Origin of the sequence: Kribbella sp. NBC_01484 (assembly GCF_036227145.1) — a bacterium.
In the GTDB taxonomy this organism is placed as follows: Bacteria; Actinomycetota; Actinomycetes; order Propionibacteriales; family Kribbellaceae; genus Kribbella.
In genome coordinates, this window is record NZ_CP109437.1 from 4037457 (window position 1) to 4063396 (window position 25940).

Genomic DNA, 25940 nt, shown 5'->3' on the forward strand with positions numbered 1-25940 from the left:
GGTTTTGGACGTTTACATTGCGTCCCGGCCGGAGATTGAGACAATCAAGGCTCTTCGGCCCCTCCCGGAAGCGTCCTCCCTCATGTCCAAGTCCTCGGGTAGCAACCGCCGGATCATCCTGGCGGGGGCCAACCCTGGGCTGCGGCTGTTCGACGAGACCGGCAAGGTCACCGCGTACGCGTCGATCTGGATGGTCGACTGGTCCATCCGCGGCTCCGGTACGGCGGTGGTCCTCTGGTTCGACGGGATCGTCCGGGTGGTGTCCGAGGACGTCGACCTGGCGTCCTGGCTGGAGCGGTACTTCGTCCGCTCGTTCCTCGAGGTGCAGGGCCTGCCCTGGCACGAGCCCGCGGTCGAGCGCGACCTGGTCCAGGTCTCGATGAACCTCGCCGACGGCCTCAGCGCCAAGGCGGCCGACATCCAGATCGAGATGGGCGGTGTCCTCGACCGCCGGTTGTTCGCGACCGAGAACTTCCCGCTCGCCGAGGGCAACCACAGCCTGAGCCTGGTGATCGCTCCGGTCCGCTCCGCGACGGTCTCGATCGGCGGCGCCTCGGTCCCCGGCTTCGTCCAGGTCGACGGGTCCCCGGACAAGCCCGGCTCGTCCGCGTTCCTGACCACCGCCGAGGTCTGGCAGCGCTGACCCTGCCTTACGCTGTACGAATCCAGCGTGGGAAGGGGATACAGGTGGCAACCCAGGCGTCTGAGCCGCGCACTCCGCTGAGCCGGGACCGGGTGCTCCGGGCCGCGGTCGCGATCGCCGACACCGACGGGCTCGACGCCGTCACGATGCGCCGGATCGGTGACGCGCTCGGCGCCGAGGCGATGTCGCTGTACTACCACGTGTCCAGCAAGGCAGCCTTGCTGGACGGCATCGTCGAGCTGGTGATGACGGAGATCAACGACGTCGTGGACCGGATCGACCTTCCGGCGGCGGAGTGGAAGACGGCCATGCGCCGGCGGATCCTGTCCGCGCGCGAGATCATGCTGCGGCACCCGTGGGCCCCACGCCTCTTCGAGACGCGGACGACGATGAGTCCGGAGGTCGTCCGCTACCACGACCGGCTGGTCGGGCTGATGCACGCCGGCGGCTTCTCCTACGACCTCGTCCACCACGCGCTGCATGCCTTGGGCAGCAGGGCTCTGGGCTTCTCGCAGGAACTGTTCGATCCGTCCGCCGGCGCCGGAGCGGAGTCCGACCGGATGCTCGTGGACCTGGCCGATCAGCTCCCGAACCTGGTCGGCATGCTGAGCGAGGTCGCTCACGACGATCCGGACTCCACCCTGGGCTGGTGTGACGATCAAGCCGAGTTCGAGTTCGCCCTCGATCTCATCCTCGACGGTCTCGACCGGCTCCGCTGACTTCCCATCCCTTGAGCCCTTGACGATTCTTACGCCGTAAGTCAGCCTCGCCGTAAGACTTACAACGTAAGGGGCGGACATGAAGGCCATCGTTCAGGACCAGTACGGATCACCCGACGTCCTAGAGTTCACCGACGTCGACCAGCCGGTACCGGGCGACCGGGAGGTACTGGTCCGGGTTCACGCCGCGGCGCTCAACGCCCGCGACTGGCATGTCCTGCGGGGCGACCCGTACGTCGCCCGCCCGTCAGCCGACCTGGGCCTGCGCCGGCCGAACGTCCGCATCCGGGGGACCGACTTCGCCGGCCGGGTCGAGGCGGTCGGCCCGTCGGTGACCGGCGTCCGCGTCGGCGACGAGGTCTACGGCGATGCCATCGGCGCCTTCGCCGAGTACCTCGCCGTACCGGAGGATGCGGTCGCGGCGAAGCCGGCCAACCTCAGCTACGAGCAGGCGGCGGCGATCCCGCTGGCCGCGACCACCGCGCTGGTCGGCCTGCGTGACGTCGCCAAGCTCCAGCCAGGGCAGCAGATCCTGATCAACGGTGCCTCGGGCGGCGTCGGCACCTTTGCGGTCCAGATCGCCAAGGCACTGGGTGCCGAGGTGACCGGCGTATGCAGCACCAGGAACGTGGAGCTCATCCGGTCGATCGGTGCCGACGACGTCATCGACTACACCACCGCCGACTTCAGCCGCACCGGCCGCCGGTACGACGTGGTGCTCGATCTCGTCGGCAATCGGTCCCTGACCGCCCTCCGGCGGATTCTGGTCCGGAACGGCACCCTCGTGCTGTCCGGCGGTGGCGTGTTCACCGGCGGCAGCCTGTTCGGCCCGGTCGGCCTGATGGTCAAAGGAATGGTCTCGGCCCCGTTCGTCAGCCAGCGCGTGGTCCTCTTGAAGCCGACGATCAACAAGGCCAACCTCATGGCGCTGTCCGAACTGGCCGAGTCCGGGAAGCTCGTGCCGGCCATCGACCGGACCTACCCACTGTCAGCCGCGGCCGACGCGCTCCGCTATCTGGAAGCCGAGCACGCCCGGGCCAAGGTGGTCCTCACCGTCTGAGCGCCCACCAGTTGTCCATCCGCTCGACCGCCTCGTGGCTGCCGTCGAGCACCCGCTCGATCCGGAACAGGAACGCCGCGATACCGGCCGCGCCCTGCATCCACCCGACGCCCGGCGGCAACAGCGGCTCGTCATTGCGGTGCTCGATGAAACGCCAGTACGCCGACGGGCCGTCGTGGATCGCCCGCTCCACCACGGCATCCGCGAGCCGTACGGCGAACTCCAGGTCCTGTGGATCGCCGTCGCGATGCCACGCGTCCAGGAACGCATCGCCGACTCCCGCCGTACCGCAGCAGCGTCCGTCGTTGTCCCAGAAGCCGGGGTAGAGGCGTTCGGGGATCCCGGAGTTCCGGACGCCGTCCAGGCAGCGCCGGCGCCAGGTCAGCGGCGAATCACCAGCCACTTGGTCGACTCCGGCGTACTCGAGTGCGCTGAACAGCAACGCCGTACCAGCGCCGCCATGGCACCAGTTGTAGGTGAACTCGTCGCCGTGCCGCTCCGACCACGGAATCACCCGCGGCACCCGGAACCCCTTGTCGTCAAGGATCCCCAGCGTGACGAGGTGCTCGGCCCCGCGCCGCCCCGCGTCCACCAACTCCGGCCGCTCGAACTCCACACCAGCCACCGCCAGAGCAGCCGCAATCCCCGCCAACCCGTGCGAGAAGTTCGGCATCTGCAGGGGTTGCTCCTGCAGGAACCGACGAGACACGAACTGCCAGTTGAGACCGGTCGGCAACTCCTCCTGCTCACCCAGCAGGAGGTCGGCGGCCCGATCGGCCAGCGGCTGTGCGTCCTCGCCGTGGCGGTGCGCCCAGAGAGCGCCGAGCAATGCGGCCGCGGTGCCGAGCGTCGCGTCGTTCGCGACGGCATCCGGGAGGTACGCGTCCTTCTGGAGGAAGCTCTCCGGCCAGCCGTCGGGAGTGGCGATCTCGGCGGCCCGCTCCACGGCTGCGGCCGAGCCGGGCTCGTTCAGCGCGGTCAGTACGCCGCTCGCGCTGATCAGACCGTCGAAGTAGGTGATGCTCGTTTCGCCCGGGATGGTGGTGCGGATGCGGTCGGCGATGGCGTCGGCCAGGTGTTGTTCGTCGGGGGTCCACGGGCGGGTGAGTCTGATCTCCGCGAGGGTGTGGGCGAGCCCGCCGATGCCGCTGTGCATGCCGTCGCGGTACTCGTCCGGCTTCTCGCCACCGGCCGCCTCCGGGATCCACGGGCCGTCGTCGTCCCACTGCACCTGGTCGAGCACCCAGGTCCACGCGACTTCGGCGAGTCCGGCGTACGACGTCATGGCCGGGCGTTGCGGAGCCGGATGCCGCTCCACTCGAGGGTGCTGGCGACGGTCTCAGCCCAGAAGTCGTGCAGCCGGTTCAGCAGGCGCAGCTGGATACCGGCCTCGTCGTGCAGTTCGAACAGATCGCCGACGCGTTCGGGTGGGCCGACTGGCCGGACCTCGGTGGTCGCGACGACCGCGGCGTCATGTTCCTCGAAGTCGTCCGCGGGGAGGCGGTAGGCGTACAGGTCGACGGATCGCATCGCGTCCAACCAGCCGAATTCGACCGCGTGCACACGAGTGCCGGAGCCAGCGCCGATGATGCGGTCGCGGTCCTCGGGAGTGGTCGAGAGGCCCACCCACGCCATCGCGCGGGGGCACTGCCGCGGGAACCAGTAGTCGGGGGCCCGGTCGTGGCCGACGGCCCACACGTAGGGAGTGACTTGTCCGGCCGTCTTCGCGACGTACGGCCGGAAGACCTCGATGGTCGGGTCTTCGGAGAAATGCAGGACCTCGCCAGGTGCCGGACGCATGCGCTGCAGCTTAGTCAGGTACGACGTGGTGGTGCTGAGGTTTACCGGGTCAGCCCGCGGTGTAGGGGTCCAGCCCGCAGTGGTTGCGGAGCCACGGTGTGGGGTCGATCGCCTCGCCGCCGTCCGGGTGGACCTCGAAGTGCAGGTGCGGGCCGGTGGTGTTGCCGGTCATCCCGATCGCGCCGACCTGGTCACCGGCGTACACGGTCTCGCCGACCGACACGCTGAACTTCGACATGTGGTTGTACCAGGTGACGGTGCCGTCCTCGTGCCGGACCTGGACCTGGCGGCCGTACGGCCCGGCCCAGTCGGCGAAGATCACCACGCCCTTCATCACGCTGTGGATCGGCGTGCCCATCGGCGCGGCGAAGTCCAGGCCGGTGTGGTTGTGCGCCCAGCGGGTGCCGCCCTGACCGAAGGTGGCGGTGATGTGGTAGCCGGTGACCATGATCTCGCAGCGGGTGGCCGACTCGCGGGCCTTCTTCGCGTCGGCGTCGGCCTTCGCCTTCGCGGCGGCCAGCGCGGTCGCGCGCTTGGTGGTGAGGGCCTGGGTGGCGGTGAGCTTGGCGGCCCGGGCCTTCGCCAGCTGGGCGGCCGCGGCCTGCTTCTTGTTCGTGTCGTTGCCGGCCAGCTGGACCCGGGAGGAGTCCCGGGTGGCGAGCTGACGGGCCTGGATCCGCGCGGTGGTGATGCCGGACAGTTGCCCGTTGTCCAAGCTCGATGCGGCAAGGTTCACCGCCGAGTTCGCCTGGGTCGGCGAGGCGAGCGAGCTGTGGCTGAAACCGACAGCTCCCGCCGCTGCAGCAAGCGCTGCGGTCAGACCGACGATCTGGGTACTACTCGGAGTGTTACGCCTGGCGACGCGATGCTTGGCACTATGACGTCCTGCGCCGGGTTTGCGCGCAGCGTTGCCGGGCGTGACGCGGTCTCCCGCGACACCGTGCTGGGACACAACGTGGCCTTTCGGTCACAGGGGAGGGGCTTCGTCCGTCCTCGGCGGGGGTTTATTCCCGCTGGGGACTCACGCACGATAACGGATCAGTCACGAGGCCACAAACCCCGCCACCCACTTTTCCTCGCCACCTTCACGAAACTTTTGCATGAGCGCCTGCACGTGCATCGGCTCTGGGCGTCTGGTTAGCTGCCCGGTCAGGCAGGTTGGTCTCAGGCGGTTCGGTCAGGTGCCTCGGCCTCGTCCAGGTGGGCCAGCGCCGCGGTGATCTGGTGCACGACCTCGCCGTGGAACGGCAGGGACAGGTGGCCCACGCCGCGGACCCGCACGTTACTCGCGACCAGATCCGGGTGCCGGATCCGGGCCCGCCGCTGCGGCACGATCAACTGGTCGACGTCGCTGTAGAACGCGACGAACCTGGTCCGGCAGTCCGGCGCCGGCTCGGCCAGTTCGGCCATCAGGTCGCTGTCCGGCCGCACCTGCTTGACCAGCGGCCACGGCAGCAGCCGGGCCGCCATCGTGCCCTGGTGCGGCGTCCCGAGCGTGACGCAGGTGTGCACTCGCTCGTCACCGCCGAGCCGCTGGGCGTAGTACCGCGCGATCAGTCCGCCGAGGCTGTGCCCGATGACGTGGATCTTGTCCGACCCGGAGGCCGCACAGATCGCCTCGATCTCCTGACCCATCCGCTCGGCGGTACGGCGTACGTCCAGCGTCAGGGGTGAGTACGAGAACGTGTGGATGCTGCTGAAACCGCGCCGGTGGAGCTGCCGGCGCATCAGCGCGAAGATCGTGTGGTTGTCGATGATCCCGTGCGCCAGCAGGATCGGCGTACCGGCGGCGCGGACGTCGCTGACCAGCAGGCTGCGCTGGGCCGGAGTCAGGCCGGCCAGGGTGAGTCGCTGGGCCGGGGCGCCGGAGCCGCCGACCAGACCGAGCGGATACATCGCCAGGTGGGTGGTGAGCCAGCCGATCTCCACGGCCGCGCCGTGCAGCACGCGCGGCGAGAGGGCGGAGCGGGCGCCGTACGCGAGTCCGTCGAGCGCGCCGCGGACGTCGTCCTGCCAGGTAGTCATGGGCGACTCCTCACACCAAAACCAGACCCCCCGAACGGTCCGATCTCTTCCAAGGTAACCGGATCCCTTCGCGCGTGGCGGGGAACACACACCTCCGTGTCTTATCCGTGAGGTACGGACCGGTTAGCCTGCCAACATGCCTGCTACGAGTCCTCTGCGCGTCGTCGTCGCCAAGCCTGGCCTGGACGGCCACGACCGCGGCGCGAAGGTGGTCGCCCGGGCGCTGCGAGACGCCGGCATGGAGGTCATCTACACCGGCCTGCACCAGACCCCGGAGCAGATCGTCGAGACCGCGATCGCCGAGGACGCCGACGCGATCGGGCTGTCGGTGCTGTCCGGTGCGCACATGACCCTGTTCAAGCGGGTCCGCGAGCTGCTGGTCGAGCGCGAGGCCGAGGACATCGTGGTGTTCGGCGGCGGCATCATCCCGGATGCCGACCTGGTGCCGCTGGCCGAGCTCGGCGTGCACAAGATCTTCACCCCGGGCGCCACGACCACCGAGATCGTCGAGTGGGTCCGCGGCAACGTCGGCGACGCATCGGCCTCCACTTCCTGAGGCGCGGATTCGCTCCGGAGCGTGATGGCGACTGCCTGGAGTCGATCTGAACGAGTACTGTCCGTTCAGGTAGGTTACTGCCCGGTAATACCGAATCGTTAAGAACCACCCGGTTGTGCGGACTGTCGAATCGCGGTCGCATACAGCCATGCGGCTGTCCGTTTCAGAGGCTGTCCAGCGGCAGGGGTGTGGCTCAGGACACATCACCCCCGTTGTCGGTTACTGTCCGGACATGCGGGATCGCAGCGCGGTGGGGGACTGTGACCCGCTGACGCAGGACCAAGCGATGTCCCAATCGGGAGAGGGCAGGTAACGATGAGGTTTGAACGATCACACACACGCAAGGCGGTCGCATTGGCCGTCGCCGGCGGCCTGGTGCTGCTCGCATCCGCGTGTGGTGGCGGGAACGATCAGAGCAGCGGAGGTACCTCGACCGGGGGAGCGCTTGAGGGTCGCGGCCCGATCACGTTTGCCACCGGTAAGGACACGTCCGGAAACCTGACGAACCAGGTCGCTGCGTGGAACTCGCAGCACCCGGACGAGAAGGTCACTGTGTCGGAGCTGCCTGAGTCCGCGGACCAGCAGCGCGCGCAGATGATCTCGAACGCGCAGAACAAGTCCGACGCGTTCAGCGTGCTGAACATGGATGTGGTCTGGACCGCCGAGTTCGCGGCCAACCGCTGGGTCACCGAGTTGCAGCCGAGCCAGTTCCCGGACCTGGGGAAGTTGCTGCCGTCAACGGTCGACACCGCCAAGTACCGCGACAAGCTGTACGGCATTCCGGTCACGTCCGACGGCGGTCTGCTGTACTACCGCAAGGACCTGCTGGACAAGGTCGGTCTGAAGCCGCCGAAGACCTGGGAAGAGATGGTCTCCGCCTGTGCCAAGGTGAAGGCACTGCCGGAGGCTAAGAACATCGGCTGCTACTCGGGCCAGTTCGAGAAGTACGAAGGCCTGACCGTCAACTTCTCCGAGGCCGTCAACGGTGCCGGTGGGGTCGTCGTCGGTGACGACGGCAAGCCGAACGTGGACACCCCGCAGGCGCTGGCCGGTCTGACCGCGCTGACCGAGGGCTTCAAGACGGGCTTCATCCCGAAGGCCGCCATCACCTACAAGGAAGAGGAAGGCCGCCGGGCGTTCCAGGAGGGCAACCTGCTCTTCCACCGCAACTGGCCGTACGTGTACGCGCTGGCCGGCAAGACCGACGGCTCGTCGAAGGTCGCCGGCAAGTTCGCGGTCGCGCCGCTGCCGGGCCAGACCGGTCCGGGCGTGTCCACCCTGGGTGGTCACAACTACGCGATCTCGGAGTTCGCCAAGAACAAGGCGACCGCGGCGGACTTCATCAAGTTCATGTCCAGCGAGGACCGGCAGAAGGCGAACATCGAGAAGACGTCGCAGGCGCCGACCTGGGCCTCGCTGTACGACGACCCCACGCTGAACAAGGAGTTCCCGTACCTGGCTCCGCTGAAGGCCTCGATCGAGGGCGCGAAGTCGCGGCCGAAGGTGGTCAAGTACGGCGACGTCACCACCGCGATCCAGGAGGCGGCGTACGGCGCTCTGACCGGCACGACGACGCCGAAGGACGCGTTGACCCAGCTGCAGACCAAGTTGAGCTCGCTCATCACGCAATGACCGAAGCGGCGGGGCCGGCGCGCAGCTTCACAGCTACGTGCCGGCCCCGGCCTGTCGCTGCCCGCCGCAGGTGGGCGGAGAGAAGGAGGCAGAGGTGAGTACATCCGTCCCGGTCGCAGAGCGACCGACACCGGAGACCACCAAGAAGCCCAAGCGGAGCTCGTTCAACGAGGGCACCGGCCGGCTGGCCGCGTTGCTGCTGTCGCCGACCATGATCGTGCTGATCCTCGTCGTCGGTCTGCCGATCATCGCGGCGTTGCGCGAGTCGCTGTACACGAGCGGTCAACAGATCGACGCGTCGGGCTTCATCGTCCAGGGCTCCAAATTCGTGGGTCTCGACAACTACACGGCGATCTTCTCCGGCGAGACCGGCGCCCGATTCTGGAACGCTTTCTGGAACACCACGTTCTTCACCGTCGCGTGTGTGGTCCTGGAGACCGTGCTGGGTGTCGCGATGGCCCTGGTGATGCACAAGGCGTTCAGGGGCCGCGGCGTCGTGCGCGCCAGCATCCTCGTCCCGTGGGCGATCCCGACCGTCGTCTCGGCGATCCTGTGGAAGTGGATCTTCCAGGCCGACGGTATCGCCAACAACGTGCTCGGCACCCAGATCCTGTGGTCCACCGAGGGCTGGCAGTCGGTGGCGTCAGTCATCGTCGCCGACACCTGGAAGACCGCGCCGTTCATCGGGCTGCTGGTGCTCGCGGGCCTGCAGACGATTCCGACCGACGTGTACGAGGCGGCGAAGGTGGACGGCGCCTCCGTCTGGCAGACGTTCAGCCGGATCACCATGCCGCTGGTGAAGCCGGCACTGCTGGTGGCAGTGCTGTTCCGCATCCTCGACACGCTGCGGATCTTCGACCTGCCGTTCGTGCTGGTCGGCCCGAACAAGGAGTCGGTCGAGACGCTGTCGATCCTGGCATACCTCGAAGCCAACCAGACCCGGTACGGGCCGGCGGCGGCGTACGCGACGTTGCTGTTCATCTACGTCGCCGTGGTCGCGTACGTGTTCGTGAAGCTGCTCGGTGCCGACGTGTTCGGTGACAACATCCAGCGGAAGCCGAAGAAGAACGCGAGGAACGGGCGAGGCCGGGCCAGGCAGGCGGACCCAGGCGCTCCGGTGGCCGGACTGACCGCCGGTGGCGGCTTAGGAGGTGAATGATGACTGTTGTTGCTGAGAAGGCCAAGGCCCCAAGGGTGATCGACGTCAAGGCGGCCGAGGCGCCGTGGTACCGGCGCTGGCTGCCGCTGCTCGGTGTCGCGGTGATCGTGCTCTACTGCCTGCTGCCGTTCTTCTGGATGGTGGTGTCGTCGCTGCGCCGGCCGACCGACCAGTTCGACAACTCGGCCATCCCGTCGCCCATTTCGTTTACCAACTACTCGGACGTGTTCAAGCCCGGCACCGGGTTCCAGCGTGGTCTGCTGAACAGCCTGATCGTGGCCGGGACGGTGACGGTCCTGACGCTGGTCATCGGGATGGTGGCGGCCTACACACTGGCCCGGCTGGAGTTCCGGGGCAAGAACTTCGTGCTGGGGATCATCATCATCACCTCGATGTTCCCGGGGATCTCGCTGGTGATCCCGCTGAAGAAGCTGTTCGTCAACATCAACTGGATCAACACCTACCAGGCGATGATCGTGCCCAGCCTGTCGTTCGCGCTGCCACTGGCGGTGTGGCTCCTGACCGCGTTCTTCCGGCAGATGCCGCGAGAGCTCGAGCAGGCCGCGATGGTGGACGGCTGTACGCCGGCCCAGGCGTTCCGCAAGGTGATCCTGCCGCTGGCCGCACCGGGTGTGTTCACCACCGCGATCATCACCTTCATCGCGGCCTGGAACGAGTTCCTGATCGCGCTGAGCATGGTGAACAAGAAGGAGTTCCAGACCGCCAACGTGGTGATCTCGCAGTTCACCGGTGCGTCGGGACGTGACCAACCGTTCGGCAGCCAGATGGCCGCCGGTGTGGTGGTGACGATTCCGCTGGTGATCGCCGTCCTGCTGTTCCAGCGCCGTATCGTGGCCGGCCTCACGGCAGGTGGCGTGAAGTGAGCTGGTTCCGCCGGCAGGCGGCGGAGCGGGACCGCCGGGACCGGGAGGACCGGGATCGGCGGGATCGCGAAGACCGGGATCGGCGGGACCGCGAGGAGCGGGACCGCCGCGACCGGGAGGACCGGGACCGATGGGATCGTCAGGATCGCGCTCGGTTCCGCTAGCAGCTACAAGAAACGGCCGGGTCCCTCCGGCCGTTTCCTTGTTTCTCAGAGTGTTTTCAGAGCTTCAGCCAGGCGGCGGCATCCGTTGGCAGCTGCCCGTCGGGGACCGGCTCGCTGCTGAGCAGGATCCGTTGGTGGGCGCGGAGCTCGATGGGGGTGTCACCGAGATTGACCACGCAGCGGAAGCCTGGGTCGCGGGTGAAGGAGAGGACGCCGGGGGCGGCGTCCTGGTCCCAGGCGAGGCGGCCCTCACCCAGGGCCGGGTGCTCGCGACGGATGCGGAGGGCCGACTTGTAGAGGTTGAGGTGGCTGTCCGGCTCGGGTGCCTGCGCCTCAGCGGTCAGGGCGGACCAGTCGGACGGCTGGGGGAGCCAGGGCTGTCCGGTGCCGGGGCCGAAGCCGAACGGCGGCTCCGAGCCTGACCACGGGATGGGCACGCGGCATCCATCGCGACCGCGGACCGTGTGGCCCGAGCGTTCCCAGGTGGGGTCGTCGAGGACGTCTTCGGGCAGGTCCTCGACCTCGGGCAGGCTGAGCTCGTCGCCTTGGTAGATGTAGGCCCCGCCCGGAAGAGCGAGCTCGAGGAGCGCGGCGGCCCGGGCGCGGCGGCGGCCGAGCTCGAGATCGGTCGGTACGACGCCCGCACCCTCCAACGCGTCCCGCTGGTCCCGGCCGTACCGGGTGCGGTGCCGGATCGTGTCGTGGTTGCTCAGCACCCAGGTCGCCGGTGCCCCGACCGCCCACAGGTTGTCCGTGGTGTGGTCGATTACCTCGCGCAACGCCTTCGCGTCCCAGGCACACTGCAGTACGTCGAAGTTGAAGGCGGAATGCAGTTCGTGCGACCGCACGTACCGCGCCAGCCGCTCGGCCGGCGACAACCACGCCTCGGCCACGAACACCCGGGGTCCCTGCGGAGTATCGGCGTACTCGTCGGCGATGGCCCGCCACCGCTGGTGGATGGTGTGCACGCCCGGCTGGTCGTAGAACGGGTTGCCGACGTACTTCTCCCGCGTCGGCTGACCGTTGTGCAGCGGTACGTCGGGCAGCGCCCGGTCCTTCGCCATCGAGTCGGCCACGTCGATCCGGAAGCCGTCGACGCCGCGGTCGAACCAGAACCGCAGGATCGAGTCGAACTCCTCGATCACCTTCGGGTTGTCCCAGTTCCAGTCCGGCTGCGAGATGTCGAACAGGTGCAGGTACCACTGCCCGTCCTCGATCTGCTGCCAGGCGCCGCCACCGAACGCGGCCGGCCAGTTGGTCGGCGGCAGCCCGCCCTCCTTGCCGTCGCGGAACCAGAACAGGTCGCGCTCCGCGGAACCCTTGCCGGCCGCCAGCGCGGCCTTGAACCACGGGTGCTCCCAGGAGCAGTGGTTCGGCACCAGGTCGATCAGGATCCGCAGCCCGAGCGCGTGTGCCTCGGTGATCAGGGCGTCCGCGTCCGCCAGGGTGCCGAACTCGGGGTTGATGTCCCGGTAGTCGGACACGTCGTACCCGCCGTCGAGCAGCGGGGACGGGTACCAGGGGCTGATCCAGATCGCGTCGACGCCGAGGTCGGCCAGATACGGCAGCCGGGCCCGGATCCCGTTCACGTCGCCGGTCCCGTCACCACTGGCATCGGCGAAGGAACGCGGGTACACCTGGTAGACGACGGCGCTACGCCACCACTCGTCAGCTGGTCTGGTTACTGGATCGGTCATGCGCACTAGCCTGACATGCGGGCACGAGGACCTGTGACAGTCGTCTCAGCGTGTACCCCGCCTGTTGCCGGGGCCGCCGGGGTGGCTAGTCTCAGGCCGACGGAACGCGCCGGCGACCGTGCCCTCTTCCGGGAACAGCCCGCCTGCCGCGGCCTACTCGAACAGGTGCGAGAGAGGGACCACAGTCGTGGACTTGATGGAATACCAGGCGAAGACGGTCTTCGCCAAGCACGGAGTGCGGACGACCGTGGGTGAGGTCGTGACGACTCCGGAGGAAGCCCGCGCGGCGGCCGAGAAGATCGGTGGCCGGGTGGTCGTGAAGGCCCAGGTGAAGACCGGCGGCCGTGGCAAGGCCGGCGGCGTCAAGCTGGCGAGCAGCCCGGACGAGGCGGAGGAGAAGGCCCGCGAGATCCTCGGCCTGGATATCAAGGGTCACGTCGTCAAGATCCTGAACATCGTCCCGGCCGCGGCGATCGCGGAGGAGTACTACTTCTCCTTCCTGGTCGACCGGGCGAACCGCAACTACCTCTGCATCGCGTCGGCCGCCGGCGGCATGGAGATCGAGGAGGTCGCGCACACCAACCCGGACGCGGTCGCGCAGATCTCGATCGACCCGGCCACCGGGGTGGACGAGGCGTTGGCCCGCGAGATCGCCGTGGCCGCGAAGTACCCGGCCGACGTGATCGACGCCGTCGTACCGGAGATCGTCAAGCTGTACGACGTCTTCCTCGCCGAGGACGCGTCGCTGGTCGAGGTGAACCCGCTGGTCAAGCTCGAGGACGGCAACGTCGAGGCGCTGGACGGCAAGGTCACCCTGGACGAGAACGCGGACTTCCGGCACCCGGACCACGCCGAGTTCGAGGACATCGCGGCGGCCGACCCGCTGGAGGCCGCGGCCAAGGCCAAGGGCCTGAACTACGTCAAGCTCGACGGCTCGGTCGGGATCATCGGCAACGGCGCCGGCCTGGTCATGTCCACGCTCGACGTCGTCGCGTACGCCGGTGAGGAGGTCGGCGGCGTGAAGCCGGCGAACTTCCTGGACATCGGCGGCGGTGCGAGCGCCGAGGTGATGGCGAACGGCCTGGAGATCATCATCTCCGACCCGCAGGTGGAGAGCGTGTTCGTCAACGTCTTCGGCGGCATCACCGCCTGCGACGCGGTCGCGAACGGCATCGTGCAGGCGTTCGAGCTGCTCGCCAGTCGCGACGAGCACGTCAGCAAGCCGCTGGTCGTCCGGCTGGACGGCAACAACGCCGAGGAGGGCCGCCGGATCCTCGACGAGGCCGGCCTGGCCGGTCTGGAGCGGGTCGACACCATGGACGGCGCCGCCAGGCGCGCCGCCGAGCTGGCTGCGAAGTAAGGGATCGCCGAACAATGTCTATCTTCCTGACCAAGGACAGCAAGGTCATCGTCCAGGGCATGACCGGCTCCGAGGGCACCAAGCACACCACCCGGATGCTTGCCTCCGGCACCAACATCGTCGGCGGCGTGAACCCGCGCAAGGCGGGCCAGAGCCAGGACTTCGACGGCAAGCCGGTGCCGGTGTTCGGCACCGTCGCGGACGCCGTCAAGGAGACCGGCGCGAACGTGTCGGTCGTCTTCGTGCCGCCGAAGTTCACCAAGGACGCGGTGCTGGAGGCGATCGAGGCCGCCGTACCGCTGGTCGTGGTGATCACCGAGGGCGTGCCGGTGCACGACACCGCCGCGTTCTTCGCCGCCGCGCAGGCGTCCGGCACCACCCGGATCATCGGGCCGAACTGCCCCGGCATCATCACGCCGGGCGAGTCGAACGCGGGCATCATCCCGGCCAGCATCGCCGGCCAGGGCCGGATCGGCCTGGTGTCGAAGTCGGGCACGCTGACCTACCAGATGATGTACGAGTTGCAGGACTTCGGGTTCTCGACCGCGATCGGCATCGGTGGTGACCCGATCATCGGGACGACGCACATCGACGCGCTGCGGGCGTTCCAGGACGACCCGGACACCGACGCGATCGTGATGATCGGTGAGATCGGTGGTGACGCCGAGGAGCGGGCGGCCGCGTTCATCAAGGAGAACGTGACCAAGCCGGTCGTCGGGTACGTGGCCGGGTTCACCGCGCCGGAGGGCAAGACGATGGGTCACGCGGGCGCGATCGTGTCCGGTTCGTCCGGCACCGCGGCCGCGAAGCAGGAGGCGCTCGAGGCCGTCGGTGTGAAGGTCGGCAAGACGCCGAGCGAGACCGCCAATCTGATGCGCGAGATCATGCAGGGCCTGACCAAGTAACCCAGGCGTTCAGAGAACGGGACCCGCAGCCACGGGTCCCGTTCTCATTTGTACGTCGAGGAGCGCTCGGCCGCGCGGGTCAGCGTCTCGTTGAACGCCGTGTCCGAGATGTCCAGGTCCTTGAGCACCGGGAACACCAGGTAGACCGCGCGGTCGCCGGACCCGGCGATGCCGATCCGGTAGGTGAACTTGTTCCCACCGCCGGTGTCGTACGACGCCTGCCAGCTCTCGCCCTTGATCGTGCCGGACGCGATCGTGCCGGTCGACTTCACCTTCGCGGTCGAGACGTCCTTCTCGCAGCCGTCCACGTTCTTGCGGACCTGCGCGACGAACGCGCCCGCCGCCGTCGGCGTGGCGAACTTCGCGATCGTGTCGTCGAGGCCGAACACGGTCGGCACGTCCGCCTCCGGCGTCACGTAGGTGAGTGAGCCGAACTTCGTCGCCTTCGCCTTCGTGAAGTTCATCCGCTCGCAGCCGGTGCCGCCGCCGGTCTTGGCCGGTGCGCTCACCCAGGGCTTGTCGATCTCGTCCAGCACCGGCAGGTCGACCGGCGCCATGAACCCGGGCGCCTCGCTGCTCGGCAGCAGGCCCGGTCTCGCCACCGGCGCCCCGGCGCCGCAGCCGCCGGACTGGGCGCAGATCCGCTTCGCCGCGACGTTCGCCGTGGCCAGGATCGGACCTGGCGGGGGCGGCGTGGCTGCGAGGGTGTCGTGTTCGAGCACCATCGTGGCCTGACCGGCCAGTGTGACCGCGATCGTCTTGTACCGCGTCTTGGTGCCGGACGGCTGGCCGAACACCGCGATCACGCCGCGCTCACCGACCCCGGTTGTGACGTAGCTGGTCGTGAGCCGGGTCTTCGGGACCGAGCACTGGCTCAGCCAGCCGACGACCGAGGTGTACGCCTTGCCGGCGGCGGCCTTGTCGTTGGACACCTCGACGTACTGCACCGCGGTGTCCTTGGTGGTCGCGTTCTGGAAGGTGCGCACCCAGGTGCGCAGCCCGGCCGGGTCGGCGAACCGCTGGGACTGGCAGACGAACGCCTTCTCCGGCGCGGTGCTGCCGTCGGAGGTCTTGGCGACCGCCCAGGTGCCGGTCGCGGCCAGCGGCTTCGCGGTGGCGGCGTCGAGCAGCACCTTGTCGTCGGCGAGCACGTTCGCGTCGGACGACTTGTCGTCGGACGGGCCGCTGCCGACCTTCTGGCCGGGCGAGTTGTCGCCGCCGAACGCGTTCAGCGCCGCGACTCCGCCGCCGCCGACCAGCACCACGACCGCTGCTCCCGCGGCGATCGTCTGGTTCCGCTTGCGCGCCTTCTGCCGGCGCGCTTCCCGTGCAGCGGCGCGACCGCCGCCGCGCTGTGCGCGGTGGGAACCGGCCAAAGCTCGACCTCCTGACTGATTCCACCCGACAGTACCCGGTGGGCCCACACCGCCCACCGTCAGCTACTCGCAGGCGAGGGCCTGCGAACCGAGCGTGAGCAAGCGGGCTGAAGTCTTCCATATCCGGCGTGTCAGGACGAGTGGTGTCCAGCGCCGGGGGGACGATGGGAGTCAGATGACCGACATGCTGAGCCGTCCGGGCGCCCGTGACGGCGGACCACACCAGGCGCCCGGGCCCGCCCCCGCTTCGGATCCGGTCGCCGCCCCGACCAAGCCGGTGGTCGTGTCGGCCGTGATCTCCGCCGGCGCCTGCCTGCTGACCGGCCTGCTCACCTGTGCCGCGGTCGCTGTGATCGGCTGGCTGGCCGCGACCTTCGGCGGCGCCTCCGGAGCGATCCGCGCGGGCGCATCGGCCTGGTTGGTCGCTCACAAGGCCGGTGTGACACTCGGCACCGGTTCTCTCACCGTCGCGCCGCTCGGCCTGACCCTGTTCTTCGGCTGGTGTCTGTATCGCGGTGGCAAGTCCGCCGCCCGCACCAGCGCCGCGGACCGGACCCGGGACCTCATCCTGCTGTCCGGGACCTTCGCCGTCGTCTACGGCCTCGGTGCGCTCGTGGTGGCGTTGCTCACGGCGGACGGTCCGCTCAAGGTCAGTCCGCTGTCCGCGTTCCTCGGTGCCGCGTCGATCGCGCTGGTGGCCGGGACCCTCGGCGTACTGGTCGAGTCCGGTGCGGGCGCCGACCTCGCCGACGCGACTCCCAGCGGTCTGCGGGACGCCGTGCCGGCCGCGATCGCCGCCGTACTGACCGTGATAGCGATCGCCTCGATCCTGTACGCCGTACTGCTGGCGATCCACTTCTCCCGGATCACCGGGATGCTGGAGCTCCTGGACGCCGGCGTGATCGGGTCGGTGGTGCTGTTCGCCATCTGCCTGATGCTGGTGCCGAACATGATCCTTTACGTCGTCGCCTTCCTCGCCGGACCCGGATTCCAGCTGGGAGTGGGTACGACGATCGCTCCGACCGGAGTGGATGTCGGGAACCTGCCTGCGCTTCCGCTGCTGGCCGCCGTACCCGCGGATGGGGCGACACCGTCGTACCTGCTCGTCCTGACGGCTGTGGTGCCGCTGGTCGCCGGCGCGGTCGCCGGACTGGTCGTGGTGCGGCGTGGACTCGCGGATCAGGACGCTGAGGCGCTGGGCTGGGATGCGTTCGCCCTGCGTGGCGGTATGGCAGCCCTGCTCGCCGCCGTGTTGCTCTACGTGCTGATGGCGATGTCCGGCGGCTCGGCGGGGCCTGGCCGGATGGCTGCTGTCGGGATCCCGGGGGCGCTGGCGGCGGCCGGCGTACTGGCCGCGGGGATGGCGATCGGGGCCTCGATCACGGCCGCGGTGGTCGCGTCCCGCCGACCGGCCGACAGCGAGGCCGACGCCGAGCGATAAGGTTTCCCGCGTGACAGACCCCGTTGCGCCCACTCCCGATCCTGCGCGCCTCGTCGTGCTCGTGTCGGGCTCGGGGTCGAACCTGCAGGCCCTGCTCGATGCCTGCGCCGATCCGGCGTACGGCGCTCAGGTCGTCGGCGTCGGCGCCGACCGGGACGGGATCGCCGGGCTGGACCGGGCCGCGAACGCCGGGGTGCCGACCTTCGTACACAAGGTCAAGGAGTACGCCGAGCGGTCCGACTGGGACCGCGCGCTGACCGCGTCGGTCGCGGAGCACAAGCCCGACCTGGTGGTGTCGGCCGGGTTCCTGAAGCTGGTCGGTGACGACTTCCTGGCCGCCTTCGGCGACCGGTACATCAACACCCACAACGCACTGCTGCCCGCGTTCCCCGGGATCCACGGGCCCCGGGACGCGCTCGAGTACGGCGTCAAGGTGGCCGGGGCGACGCTGTTCTTCGTGGACGGCGGCGTCGACACCGGGCCGATCATCGCGCAGGTCGTCGTACCGGTCGAGGACGACGACACCGAAGAAACCCTGACCGAACGGATCAAGGAGGTCGAACGCCGCCAGCTGGTGGAGTGGGTCGGCCGCCTGGTCCGCGAGGGCTGGACCATCACTGGACGAAAGGTTCGACTGAAGTGAGCACCGACCGCAGGCCGATCCGCCGGGCGCTGATCAGCGTCTACGACAAGACGGGTCTGGAGGAGCTCGCGAAGGCGCTGTCCGAGGCCGGCGTCCAGATCGTGTCGACCGGTTCCACCGCGGGCCGGATCGCGGCGGCCGGCGTACCCGTGACCAAGGTCGAGGAGCTGACCGGGTTCCCGGAGTGCCTGGACGGGCGGGTCAAGACGCTGCACCCGAAGGTGCACGCCGGTCTGCTGGCCGACGTCCGCAAGACCGAGCACGTCGAGCAGTTGGCCGAGATGCGGGTCGAGCCGTTCGATCTGCTGGTGAGCAACCTGTACCCGTTCACCGAGACCGTCGCATCCGGCGCGTCGGTGGATGAGTGCATCGAGCAGATCGACATCGGCGGTCCCTCGATGGTCCGCGGTGCCGCGAAGAACCACGCCAACGTCGCGGTGGTGGTGTCTCCGTCGCGCTATGGCGAGGTTCTGGAGGCGTTGGCCGCAGGTGGCTTCTCGCTGGAGCAGCGGCAGCGGCTGGCGGTGGATGCCTTTGTGCACACGGCGTCGTACGACGTTGCCGTTGCGTCCTGGATGGGCAGCGCGCTGACCGACACCTCCGAGGGCACCGGCTTCCCCGAGTGGGTCGGCGCGACCTGGGAGAAGGCGGCCGTGCTGCGGTACGGCGAGAACCCGCATCAGCCGGCCGCGTTGTACGTGAACGGCCGGGGTGGTCTGGCGGCCGCGGAGCAGTTGCACGGCAAGGAGATGTCGTACAACAACTACGTCGACGCCGACGCTGCTCGCCGTACGGCGTACGACTTCAGCGAGCCGGCGGTCGCGATCATCAAGCACGCGAACCCGTGTGGCATCGCGGTCGGCAAGGACATCGCCGAGGCACACCGGCGGGCCCACGAGTGCGACCCGGTCTCGGCGTACGGCGGTGTGATCGCGACGAACCGGCCGGTCTCGGTGGAGATGGCCAAGCAGGTCGCGGAGATCTTCACCGAGGTGCTGGTGGCGCCGGCGTACGAGGACGGTGCGGTCGAGATCCTGCAGGGCAAGAAGAACATCCGGTTGCTGGTCGCGCCGGCTCTGTCCTCGGCCGAGCAGGTGGAGATGCGCGCGGTGAGTGGCGGCCTGCTGCTGCAGCACACCGACCGGTTCCAGGCTCCCGGCGACGACCCGTCCGCGTGGACGCTCGCGGCCGGCGAGGCCGCGTCACCCGAGGTGCTGGCGGACCTGGCCTTCGCGTGGAAGGCCTGCCGTGCGGTCAAGTCCAACGCGATCCTGCTGGCTTCCGACGGCGCCTCGGTCGGCGTCGGCATGGGCCAGGTCAACCGCGTCGACTCCTGCCGCCTGGCCGTCTCCCGCGCCGGCGACCGCGCCACCGGCTCCGTCGCCGCGTCCGACGCCTTCTTCCCGTTCCCCGACGGCCTCGAGGTCCTCATCGAAGGCGGCGTCAAAGCAGTGGTCCAGCCCGGCGGCTCCATCCGCGACGAAGCAGCCATCGAAGCCGCCCAGAAGGCCGGCATCACCATGTACTTCACCGGCACCCGCCACTTCTTCCACTAACTCAAAGGCATCACAGGGTCTTCTGGAAGAACACGCGGTGGCGGTCGGCTACGGTTTCGCGGGTGGTTTCGACGTAGCCGTTGCGGGGGTAGTAGGCGAGGTTCTCGGTCATGGCCTCGTTGGTGTAGAGGGTGATGCGGGTGTAGCCACGGCGGCGTGCCTCGGTCTCGACGAAGGTGAGCAGGTGCGAGCCGATGCCACGGCCCTGGGCTGCCGGGGAGACTGCGAGTACGTCGAGTAGCAAGGCGTCCGGCTCGTCTTCCAGTAGGACGAAGCCGACGACCACAGCGTCGTCGGTCGCGGCCCAGACCTTGCCGGCGCGGATCGCGGCCGGGTAGTCGAGCAGCATCGGGATCGGCGGGACTCCGATGCGCGGGATGTAGTGCTCGAAGGCCGCTTGGGCGATGGCTGTGACGACGTCGGCGTCGGCCTCGGTGGCGGGTCTGATCACGAGGCCAGATTAGTTTTCGCAGAGACATTGTGTAAATCGCCGGAACGGGCCTAGGGTGACCGCATCTGTCCCGCTGAGGTGGTCCGCTGGGGGTTCGATGAAGCGTCGGAGTGTGGGGCTGCTGGTGACGGCCGCGGTCGTGATGGCGGGGGCCATCGCCGTACCGGCCGAAGCGCACAGCAGCAAGCGAGTGGTTGGGTACTACACCAACTGGAGTGGGTACGACCGGAACTTCCTGGTCAGCGATCTGGTCAAGAACGGGTCCGCCGCCCGGCTGACCCAGATCAACTACGCGTTCGGATTCCTCGACGCCCAGGGGAACTGCGTGAGCAGCGATCCGTGGGCCGACTACCAGCGCCCGTTCAGCGCCGAGCAGAGCGTGAACGGCACGGCCGACGAGCCCGGTCAGGTGCTCAACGGCAACCTCAACCAGCTCAAGCAGCTGAAGCAGAAGTTCCCGAAGCTGCGGATCAGCATCTCACTCGGCGGCTGGACCGGCTCGGCGCACTTCTCCGACGCCGCCCTCACGCCTGCCTCGCGAGCCGCGCACGTGAAGTCCTGCCTGGACATGTGGCTGAAGGGCAACCTGCCCGGCCTGCCCGCCGGCGCGGCGAAGGGGATCTTCGACGGCGTCGACCTCGACTGGGAGTGGCCTGCCAGCGAGGGCAACCCGGGCAACGTGATCCGGCCCGAGGACAAGCAGAACTTCACCGCCCTGGTGCACGAGTACCGCAAGCAACTGGACCGTTTGTCGCGGCCCGGTCGCTACAACCTGACCGCGTTCCTGCCGGCGAATCCCACGATGATCGACAAGGGTTTCGAGGTCCGCCAGCTGTTCAAGGACCTGACCTTCGGTACGACGCAGGGTTACGACTACCACGGTCCGTGGGAGCAGCTGACGAACCAGCAGTCCGCGATCGACGGACCCAAGGGTGATCCGACCACACCGGAGTTCAGCTCGCAGGTGACGATCGACTCATATCTGTCCCGGGGTGCGCCGCGCAGCAAACTCGTGATGGGGGTGCCGTTCTACTCCCACGGCTGGACCGGCGTCACGGACCAGAACCACGGCCTGTTCCAGCCCTCGACCGGCCCCGCGCCGGCAACGTACGAAGCCGGTACGGAGGACTACCGCCTGCTCAAGGCGACACTATCCAACTACAGCGTCTACCGGGACAACAAGGCCGGGTTCGCCTGGCTGTTCGACGGTACGACGTTCTGGACCTGGGACGACCCGGTCGAGATGCAGCGCAAGGCGCAGTACATCTCGCAGCGCGATCTCGGCGGCGCGATGATCTGGTCGCTCGACGGCGACACCGGAAATGGGGAGCTGATCTCGGCGTTGCACCGTAACCTTCGGTGAGTGGATCTTGATGCGCTGGTGGATCGGTTCGGTGCTGACGGTGCCGAGCCGATCCACCTCGGTAACTCCGCGGCGACCGTCGTCCGGCTCGATCGCGGCCCGCAACGCCTGTATTACAAGGCCGGACCGGGCATCGACGCCGAGGCCGACCGGCTCGCCTGGCTCGGTTCGACCGGCTTCCCCTGCCCCCGGATAGTTGATCGTGGCAACAATTGGCTGCTGACCACCGAACTCACCGGCCGCGACGCGTCCCAGCCGTGGCCGGCGCGCGATCGACCGGGTGTGTTGAGTGCGATCGCCGACGGGCTGCGCGCGCTGGACGAGCTGACGGACTGCCCGTTCAGGTCGCCGTTCCCGGGTGCAGGCGACGCCGTCACGCATGGCGACTACGCGGCGCCCAACGTCTTCATCGACCCGGCGACGCTGCGCTTCACCGGCATCCTCGACCTCAGCCGCCTCGGCACCGGTGATCGGTACATCGACCTCGCGCTGATGTTCAAGAGCCTCCGCGGTGAACTCAATCCCCAGTACGGCGGACCGCCGGCCGCCCGCCGTTTCGTCGAGACGTACGGCGCCGACCCGGACGACCCGCGGATCGCCTACTACATCGACCTCGACAACGCCTCCTAGGGCCCACAGACCCGGCGTACGCTGGCCGTGGGGTGGGCGGTGATGAGCGACATCAGGGAGCTGCAGCGTGGGCTCGGGGCGGTTTGGTCGATGAACCGCCCGGGCGGACCACCACACGTCCTCGTTGTCCTTCCGTCGTTCAGCCTCGGCGAGTCGTTCCTGTCGCACTACGCCTCCCGGCTTCCCGCGCTCGAGCATCGCTATCTCCTCGCGTCGCTGATGTTGCCGCGCGTCGAGCGTTGCGAGATGGTCTTCGTCTGTTCCGAGGCACCGTCGCGGGAGGTGCTCGAGTACTACGTCAGCCTCGTGCCGGTGTCGCGTCGTATCGACTACCGGGACCGTCTCCGGATCCTCGCTGTCGACGACCTCAGCCACCGCTCGGTCGCGGAGAAGCTGCTGGACCGGCCCGACCTGCTGCGCCGGATCCGTGCGCTGATCGGTGGCCGGCCGGCCTTCATCGAGCCGTGGAACGTGACCGATCACGAGATCGAGATCGCGATCCGGCTCGACACCCCCATCAACGGAACGATGCCCGGGCTGTGGCCGCTCGGGTTCAAGAGTGCGGGGCGCCGGCTGTTCCGGGAGGCGGGCGTGCCGGTCTTGGCCGGTTGCGAAGGGGTGTGCTCGATCGATGACGTCTGCGCGGCCGTCAGAGGCATTCGCGCGCAGCGGCCGGACGCGTTGGGGGTCGTCGTCAAGCACGACGACAGCGGCGCAGGCGACGGCAACGTCGTCGTCGACCTGTGCGACGCCACCGGCCGCGAGTTGACCGACGCGGAGATCCGGTCCCAGCTCGAGGCGACCCCGGCCTGGTACCAGGCCGACCTCGCGCACGGCGCGGTGGTGGAGGAGCTCGTCACCGGCGCGGCCGCGGCCAGTCCGAGTGTCCAGCTCGACATCTCGCCGTACGGCGACGTAGTGGTGGTGTCGACACACGAGCAGGTGCTGGGTGGCGCGACGCATCAGATCTACTCCGGCTGCCGGTTCCCCGCGAACCCGGCGTACTCGCCGGACCTCGCGGCGCACGGGCTCGCGATCGGACGATCGCTCGCCGACCACGGCGTGGTCGGCAGGCTGGGCGCCGACTTCATGGCGGCGGCCGACGAGGCCGGGCGATGGAGCCTGTACGCGCTGGAGATCAATCTCCGCAAAGGCGGTACGACCCATCCCTACAGCGCTCTGCGACACCTGGTACCCGGGCAGTACCAGCCTGAACACGGGAGCTGGCGCGCCGTCGACGGAACGTCCAGGTGCTACACCGCGACCGACAACCTGATCGACCCGAACTGGCTCGGTCTCTCGCCGGTGGACGTGATCCGAGCGGTCTCCGACGCGGGACTCCAGTTCGACCGGCGCAGCGGAACAGGCGTGGTCCTGCACATGTTGTCCTGCCTCGCGATCGACGGCCGCCTCGGCTTGACCGCGATCGGCCTGTCACCCGACCACGCGCGCTCCTTGTACGACGACACGGCCCGAACGATCGCCACCTTGACCGGACCCCGGACCAGCCGGCCCGTTCAGCGTCTGCCGAGTTGACCAGCCTCCTGGAAGGCGCGACGGTACGCACTCGGCGTCGTCCGCAGGGCGGTCCGGAAGCGGCGGCGGAGGTTGGTTGCCGACGACAACCCGACGCGGGCTGCGATGGTCTCCACCGCAAGCTCGGTTTCCTCCAGCAGGACACGGGTTCTGGCGATGCGCTGAGCGAGGAGCCATTGGCCCGGCGCCGTACCGAGTTGCTCGTCGAAGCGGCGGGCGAGAGTGCGTGGTGAGACGTTGAGCCGCGCCGCCAGGTCGTCGACGGTGATCGGGTCGGCGAGGTGGTCCGTTGCCCAGTCGAGCACGACGCCCAGGGATTGGGTGGACTGCGGAGCCTCGGTCCGGTACTGGACCTGGCCACCCTCGCGATGCGGCGGCATCACCATCCGCCGCGCGACCTGCGCGGCGTACGCGGCGCCGTGGTCGTTGCGGACGAGTTGGAGGCACAGGTCGATCCCCGTGCCGGAGCCGGCGCTGGTGGCGATGTCGCCGTGGTCGATGTAGAGCACGTCCGGATCGACCTGGACGGCCGGGAACCGGCGCTGCAGGTCGTCGGCCATCCGCCAATGGGTGGTGATCCGGCGGCCGTCGAGCAACCCGGTCGCGGCCAGCGCGAACGCCCCCGAGCAGATGCTGACCAGTCGCGCGCCGCGTCGATGCGCCCGGCCGAGTGCACGGAGTACGGCGGTGGACGGCTCCCGGTCGATCGGCAGCCAGCCCGGCACGATGATCGTGTCCGCGCGGTCGAGAGCGCGCAGGCCGGACCCGACCAGCATGTCGAAACCCTCGGTGGTCCGGATCGCGCCGGGCCGGTCGGTGCACACGCTGAAGCGGTAGCGCTCGTCGCGGAACACCGCGGCCGCACACCCCAGCTCGAAGCTCGCCTGGGGTGCCGTCACGAGGGCGACGACGCGATGCGGACTCATGGCAGAAAAGTACCCGATCAGGACTATCCAGACACTGGGGACAAGCCTGTGGACAACTGCATGATCGAGGTATGCAGACCTTCGAATCGGCCTCTGTCCACGATGCGCCCGTGCGCGAGCTCTTCCCCGGCATCCGGTTGCGGCCGTTGTGGCGCGGTCCGGTCGCGGCGGCGTATGTCCTGCAGATGGACCCCGGGACCAGCTGGGAGGGCATCGACGTCCACGACCCCGGACCCGAGGAGGTCTTCGTCGTGGACGGGGTGTTCAACGACGGTACGCGCGACTACCCGGCCGGCTCCTTCATCCACTGCCCGGCCGGGTCGACCCACGTCCCGCAGACGACCCAGGGCTGCACCCTGTTCTTGTTCTATCCCGAGGGTTAGTCCGTACTGCGCAGTTCCGTCGGGGCGCCGTGGACGGCGGGGATGCTGCCGAGCTTGCCGGCCTGGAAGTCCTCGAAGGCCTGGATGACCTCGGCGCGGGTATTCATCACGAACGGACCGGCCATCGCGACCGGCTCGCGGATCGGGCGGCCGCCGAGGACCAGTACGTCGAGATTCGGTTCGGCCTGCGGTTGCGTCGTACCGGCCGCCGTGCGGATCGTGTCGCCGGGGCCGAAGGCGGCCAGCTGGCCTTTGCGGATCGGGCGCCGCTCGGCGCCGACCGTGCCCTGACCGGCGAGGACGTAGACGAGCGCGTTGTAGTCCGGCTGCCACGGAAGCACCAGTTCGGCACCGGGGCTGACGGTCGCGTGCACCAAGGTGATCGGGGTGTGGGTCGAGCCGGGGCCGTCGTGGCCGTCGACCGAGCCCGCGATCACGCGAATCAGCGCACCGCCGTCGGGGGTGGACAGCAGGGCCGAGTCACCACCGCGGATGTCCTGGTAGCGCGGCGGTGCCCACTTCAGTGCCTTCGGCAGGTTCACCCAGAGCTGGATGCCGTGGAACAGGCCACCGCTCAGCACCAGGTGCTCCGGCGGGGTCTCGATGTGCAGGAGCCCACTGCCGGCGGTCATCCACTGGGTGTCGCCGTTGGAGATGACACCGCCACCGCCGTTGGAGTCCTGGTGCTCCATGATCCCGTCGAGCATGTACGTGACGGTCTCGAAGCCCCGGTGCGGGTGCCACGGTGTGCCCTTGGGCTCACCCGGCGCGTACTCGACCTCTCCCATCTGGTCCATGTGGATGAACGGGTCGAGGTCTCGCAGATCGACTCCGGCGAACGCCCGCCGGACCGGGAATCCTTCGCCCTCGAAGCCGCTCGGCGCCGACGTCACCGACTTCACCGCCCGCTCGTTCGCGACGGCCGGATCGGGCTGATGGACGCGGGGCAGCACAGTGATGTCGCTGACGGTCACGGCGGGCATGTCTTCTCCTCGCTCGGGTAGTTCAAGAATAAACTATATGGCCCAACC

At 68.7% G+C, this 25940-nt stretch carries 26 protein-coding genes; 17 read left to right on the forward strand and 9 right to left on the reverse strand.

What is annotated here, in order from left to right; genetic code table 11:
- The first annotated feature begins 82 nt into the window (after window positions 1-82).
- The 3 genes from OG555_RS19800 (at window position 83) to OG555_RS19810 (ending at window position 2422) form a co-directional block, all read left to right on the forward strand.
- Window positions 83-643, forward strand: coding sequence for a hypothetical protein (locus tag OG555_RS19800; protein ID WP_329484387.1), 561 nt, complete (start codon window positions 83-85; stop codon window positions 641-643).
- Between the two features lie 44 nt (window positions 644-687).
- Window positions 688-1362, forward strand: a complete 675-nt coding sequence (locus OG555_RS19805; protein WP_329484388.1) for a TetR/AcrR family transcriptional regulator — start codon at window positions 688-690, stop codon at window positions 1360-1362.
- A gap of 79 nt (window positions 1363-1441) precedes the next feature.
- Window positions 1442-2422, forward strand: a complete 981-nt coding sequence (locus OG555_RS19810) for an NAD(P)-dependent alcohol dehydrogenase (RefSeq protein WP_329484389.1) — start codon at window positions 1442-1444, stop codon at window positions 2420-2422.
- Here the strand turns inward: OG555_RS19810 and OG555_RS19815 are convergent.
- The 4 genes from OG555_RS19815 to OG555_RS19830 all read right to left on the reverse strand — a co-directional run bounded on the left by OG555_RS19815 (window position 2412) and on the right by OG555_RS19830 (window position 6247).
- Window positions 2412-3707, reverse strand: coding sequence for a lanthionine synthetase LanC family protein (locus OG555_RS19815; RefSeq protein WP_329484390.1), 1296 nt, complete (start codon window positions 3705-3707; stop codon window positions 2412-2414). The two genes, OG555_RS19810 and OG555_RS19815, sit on opposite strands and share 11 nt — an antisense overlap.
- A complete protein-coding gene (locus OG555_RS19820) occupies window positions 3704-4222 on the reverse strand; it encodes a DUF6886 family protein (RefSeq protein WP_329484391.1) in 519 nt (172 codons plus the stop codon). Before OG555_RS19820 ends, OG555_RS19815 begins: the two co-directional genes overlap by 4 nt.
- Before the next feature lie 49 nt (window positions 4223-4271).
- Complete coding sequence (locus OG555_RS19825; protein ID WP_329484392.1) at window positions 4272-4958, reverse strand: M23 family metallopeptidase; 687 nt, start codon at window positions 4956-4958, stop codon at window positions 4272-4274.
- Between the two features lie 428 nt (window positions 4959-5386).
- Window positions 5387-6247 (reverse strand): esterase/lipase family protein, encoded by an 861-nt coding sequence (locus OG555_RS19830; RefSeq protein WP_329484393.1) that lies wholly within the window; start codon window positions 6245-6247, stop codon window positions 5387-5389.
- A 136-nt stretch (window positions 6248-6383) separates the two neighbouring features.
- Between OG555_RS19830 and OG555_RS19835 the strand changes: the two genes are divergently transcribed.
- The 5 genes from OG555_RS19835 to OG555_RS19855 all read left to right on the forward strand — a co-directional run bounded on the left by OG555_RS19835 (window position 6384) and on the right by OG555_RS19855 (window position 10642).
- Window positions 6384-6803, forward strand: a complete 420-nt coding sequence (locus OG555_RS19835; protein WP_329484394.1) for a cobalamin B12-binding domain-containing protein — start codon at window positions 6384-6386, stop codon at window positions 6801-6803.
- Window positions 6804-7118: 315 nt separating this feature from the next.
- Complete coding sequence (locus OG555_RS19840; protein WP_329484395.1) at window positions 7119-8435, forward strand: ABC transporter substrate-binding protein; 1317 nt, start codon at window positions 7119-7121, stop codon at window positions 8433-8435.
- A gap of 94 nt (window positions 8436-8529) precedes the next feature.
- Window positions 8530-9594, forward strand: a complete 1065-nt coding sequence (locus tag OG555_RS19845) for a carbohydrate ABC transporter permease (RefSeq protein WP_329484396.1) — start codon at window positions 8530-8532, stop codon at window positions 9592-9594.
- Window positions 9595-9731: 137 nt separating this feature from the next.
- Window positions 9732-10478, forward strand: coding sequence for a carbohydrate ABC transporter permease (locus tag OG555_RS19850; protein WP_442914533.1), 747 nt, complete (start codon window positions 9732-9734; stop codon window positions 10476-10478).
- Complete coding sequence (locus tag OG555_RS19855; protein WP_329484398.1) at window positions 10475-10642, forward strand: hypothetical protein; 168 nt, start codon at window positions 10475-10477, stop codon at window positions 10640-10642. Before OG555_RS19850 ends, OG555_RS19855 begins: the two co-directional genes overlap by 4 nt.
- Window positions 10643-10698: 56 nt before the next feature.
- Here the strand turns inward: OG555_RS19855 and OG555_RS19860 are convergent, their stop codons facing one another.
- Window positions 10699-12339 (reverse strand): glycoside hydrolase family 13 protein, encoded by a 1641-nt coding sequence (locus OG555_RS19860; protein WP_329484399.1) that lies wholly within the window; start codon window positions 12337-12339, stop codon window positions 10699-10701.
- Between the two features lie 187 nt (window positions 12340-12526).
- Between OG555_RS19860 and sucC the strand changes: the two genes are divergently transcribed.
- The gene (sucC, locus tag OG555_RS19865) at window positions 12527-13699 is read left to right on the forward strand and encodes an ADP-forming succinate--CoA ligase subunit beta (RefSeq protein ID WP_329484400.1); all 1173 of its coding nucleotides are present in this window, start codon (window positions 12527-12529) and stop codon (window positions 13697-13699) included.
- Window positions 13700-13713: 14 nt separating this feature from the next.
- The gene (gene sucD, locus OG555_RS19870; protein WP_328523920.1) at window positions 13714-14604 is read left to right on the forward strand and encodes a succinate--CoA ligase subunit alpha; all 891 of its coding nucleotides are present in this window, start codon (window positions 13714-13716) and stop codon (window positions 14602-14604) included.
- A 44-nt stretch (window positions 14605-14648) separates the two neighbouring features.
- On the opposite strand, the gene OG555_RS19875 is transcribed toward sucD, so the two are convergent.
- The gene (locus tag OG555_RS19875) at window positions 14649-15980 is read right to left on the reverse strand and encodes a hypothetical protein (protein WP_329484401.1); all 1332 of its coding nucleotides are present in this window, start codon (window positions 15978-15980) and stop codon (window positions 14649-14651) included.
- 175 nt (window positions 15981-16155) lie between these two features.
- On the opposite strand from OG555_RS19875, the gene OG555_RS19880 reads away from it, so the two are divergent.
- The 3 genes from OG555_RS19880 to purH are packed head-to-tail and all read left to right on the forward strand — an operon-like array spanning window position 16156 to window position 19620.
- Window positions 16156-17421 (forward strand): cell division protein PerM, encoded by a 1266-nt coding sequence (locus OG555_RS19880; RefSeq protein WP_329484402.1) that lies wholly within the window; start codon window positions 16156-16158, stop codon window positions 17419-17421.
- A 10-nt stretch (window positions 17422-17431) separates the two neighbouring features.
- Window positions 17432-18064, forward strand: coding sequence for a phosphoribosylglycinamide formyltransferase (purN, locus tag OG555_RS19885; RefSeq protein WP_329484403.1), 633 nt, complete (start codon window positions 17432-17434; stop codon window positions 18062-18064).
- Window positions 18061-19620 carry a bifunctional phosphoribosylaminoimidazolecarboxamide formyltransferase/IMP cyclohydrolase gene (purH, locus tag OG555_RS19890; protein WP_329484404.1) on the forward strand — a complete coding sequence of 520 codons (1560 nt, stop codon included), beginning with the start codon at window positions 18061-18063 and terminating at the stop codon, window positions 19618-19620. The genes purN and purH overlap by 4 nt, the downstream gene beginning before the upstream one ends.
- Window positions 19621-19630: 10 nt before the next feature.
- Here the strand turns inward: purH and OG555_RS19895 are convergent, their stop codons facing one another.
- On the reverse strand, window positions 19631-20071 hold the full coding sequence (locus OG555_RS19895) for a GNAT family N-acetyltransferase (RefSeq protein ID WP_329484405.1): 441 nt from the start codon (window positions 20069-20071) through the stop codon (window positions 19631-19633).
- A gap of 97 nt (window positions 20072-20168) precedes the next feature.
- Between OG555_RS19895 and OG555_RS19900 the strand changes: the two genes are divergently transcribed.
- From OG555_RS19900 to OG555_RS19910, 3 genes are read left to right on the forward strand one after another with little or no spacing between them, the layout of a single operon-like run.
- A complete protein-coding gene (locus OG555_RS19900) occupies window positions 20169-21434 on the forward strand; it encodes a glycoside hydrolase family 18 protein (protein WP_329484406.1) in 1266 nt (421 codons plus the stop codon).
- Window positions 21435-22064, forward strand: a complete 630-nt coding sequence (locus OG555_RS19905) for a phosphotransferase (protein ID WP_329484407.1) — start codon at window positions 21435-21437, stop codon at window positions 22062-22064. It begins immediately after the preceding gene.
- Between the two features lie 42 nt (window positions 22065-22106).
- Window positions 22107-23600: a peptide ligase PGM1-related protein gene (locus tag OG555_RS19910; RefSeq protein ID WP_329484408.1), complete on the forward strand. Its 1494-nt coding sequence runs from the start codon at window positions 22107-22109 to the stop codon at window positions 23598-23600.
- On the opposite strand, the gene OG555_RS19915 is transcribed toward OG555_RS19910, so the two are convergent.
- Window positions 23582-24526, reverse strand: a complete 945-nt coding sequence (locus OG555_RS19915) for a helix-turn-helix domain-containing protein (protein ID WP_329484409.1) — start codon at window positions 24524-24526, stop codon at window positions 23582-23584. The genes OG555_RS19910 and OG555_RS19915 overlap by 19 nt on opposite strands.
- A 71-nt stretch (window positions 24527-24597) precedes the next feature.
- Between OG555_RS19915 and OG555_RS19920 the strand changes: the two genes are divergently transcribed.
- Window positions 24598-24909 carry a cupin domain-containing protein gene (locus OG555_RS19920; RefSeq protein WP_328523911.1) on the forward strand — a complete coding sequence of 104 codons (312 nt, stop codon included), beginning with the start codon at window positions 24598-24600 and terminating at the stop codon, window positions 24907-24909.
- Here OG555_RS19920 and OG555_RS19925 read toward each other — a convergent pair.
- On the reverse strand, window positions 24906-25892 hold the full coding sequence (locus tag OG555_RS19925) for a pirin family protein (RefSeq protein WP_329484410.1): 987 nt from the start codon (window positions 25890-25892) through the stop codon (window positions 24906-24908). The two genes, OG555_RS19920 and OG555_RS19925, sit on opposite strands and share 4 nt — an antisense overlap.
- Window positions 25893-25940 lie beyond the last annotated feature (48 nt).

What these genes read in the sequence shown, in the direction of transcription:
- OG555_RS19800 (WP_329484387.1), top strand. Translation starts at nt 83, where the DNA reads ATGTCCAAGTCCTCGGGTAGCAACCGCCGGATCATCCTGGCGGGGGCC.
- OG555_RS19810 (WP_329484389.1), top strand. Translation starts at nt 1,442, where the DNA reads ATGAAGGCCATCGTTCAGGACCAGTACGGATCACCCGACGTCCTAGAG.
- OG555_RS19815 (WP_329484390.1), bottom strand. Translation starts at nt 3,707, where the DNA reads ATGACGTCGTACGCCGGACTCGCCGAAGTCGCGTGGACCTGGGTGCTC.
- OG555_RS19820 (WP_329484391.1), bottom strand. Translation starts at nt 4,222, where the DNA reads ATGCGTCCGGCACCTGGCGAGGTCCTGCATTTCTCCGAAGACCCGACC.
- OG555_RS19830 (WP_329484393.1), bottom strand. Translation starts at nt 6,247, where the DNA reads ATGACTACCTGGCAGGACGACGTCCGCGGCGCGCTCGACGGACTCGCG.
- OG555_RS19835 (WP_329484394.1), top strand. Translation starts at nt 6,384, where the DNA reads ATGCCTGCTACGAGTCCTCTGCGCGTCGTCGTCGCCAAGCCTGGCCTG.
- OG555_RS19840 (WP_329484395.1), top strand. Translation starts at nt 7,119, where the DNA reads ATGAGGTTTGAACGATCACACACACGCAAGGCGGTCGCATTGGCCGTC.
- OG555_RS19850 (WP_442914533.1), top strand. Translation starts at nt 9,732, where the DNA reads ATGGTGGTGTCGTCGCTGCGCCGGCCGACCGACCAGTTCGACAACTCG.
- OG555_RS19860 (WP_329484399.1), bottom strand. Translation starts at nt 12,339, where the DNA reads ATGACCGATCCAGTAACCAGACCAGCTGACGAGTGGTGGCGTAGCGCC.
- sucD (WP_328523920.1), top strand. Translation starts at nt 13,714, where the DNA reads ATGTCTATCTTCCTGACCAAGGACAGCAAGGTCATCGTCCAGGGCATG.
- OG555_RS19880 (WP_329484402.1), top strand. Translation starts at nt 16,156, where the DNA reads ATGACCGACATGCTGAGCCGTCCGGGCGCCCGTGACGGCGGACCACAC.
- OG555_RS19900 (WP_329484406.1), top strand. Translation starts at nt 20,169, where the DNA reads ATGAAGCGTCGGAGTGTGGGGCTGCTGGTGACGGCCGCGGTCGTGATG.
- OG555_RS19910 (WP_329484408.1), top strand. Translation starts at nt 22,107, where the DNA reads ATGAGCGACATCAGGGAGCTGCAGCGTGGGCTCGGGGCGGTTTGGTCG.
- OG555_RS19915 (WP_329484409.1), bottom strand. Translation starts at nt 24,526, where the DNA reads ATGAGTCCGCATCGCGTCGTCGCCCTCGTGACGGCACCCCAGGCGAGC.
- OG555_RS19920 (WP_328523911.1), top strand. Translation starts at nt 24,598, where the DNA reads ATGCAGACCTTCGAATCGGCCTCTGTCCACGATGCGCCCGTGCGCGAG.
- OG555_RS19925 (WP_329484410.1), bottom strand. Translation starts at nt 25,892, where the DNA reads ATGCCCGCCGTGACCGTCAGCGACATCACTGTGCTGCCCCGCGTCCAT.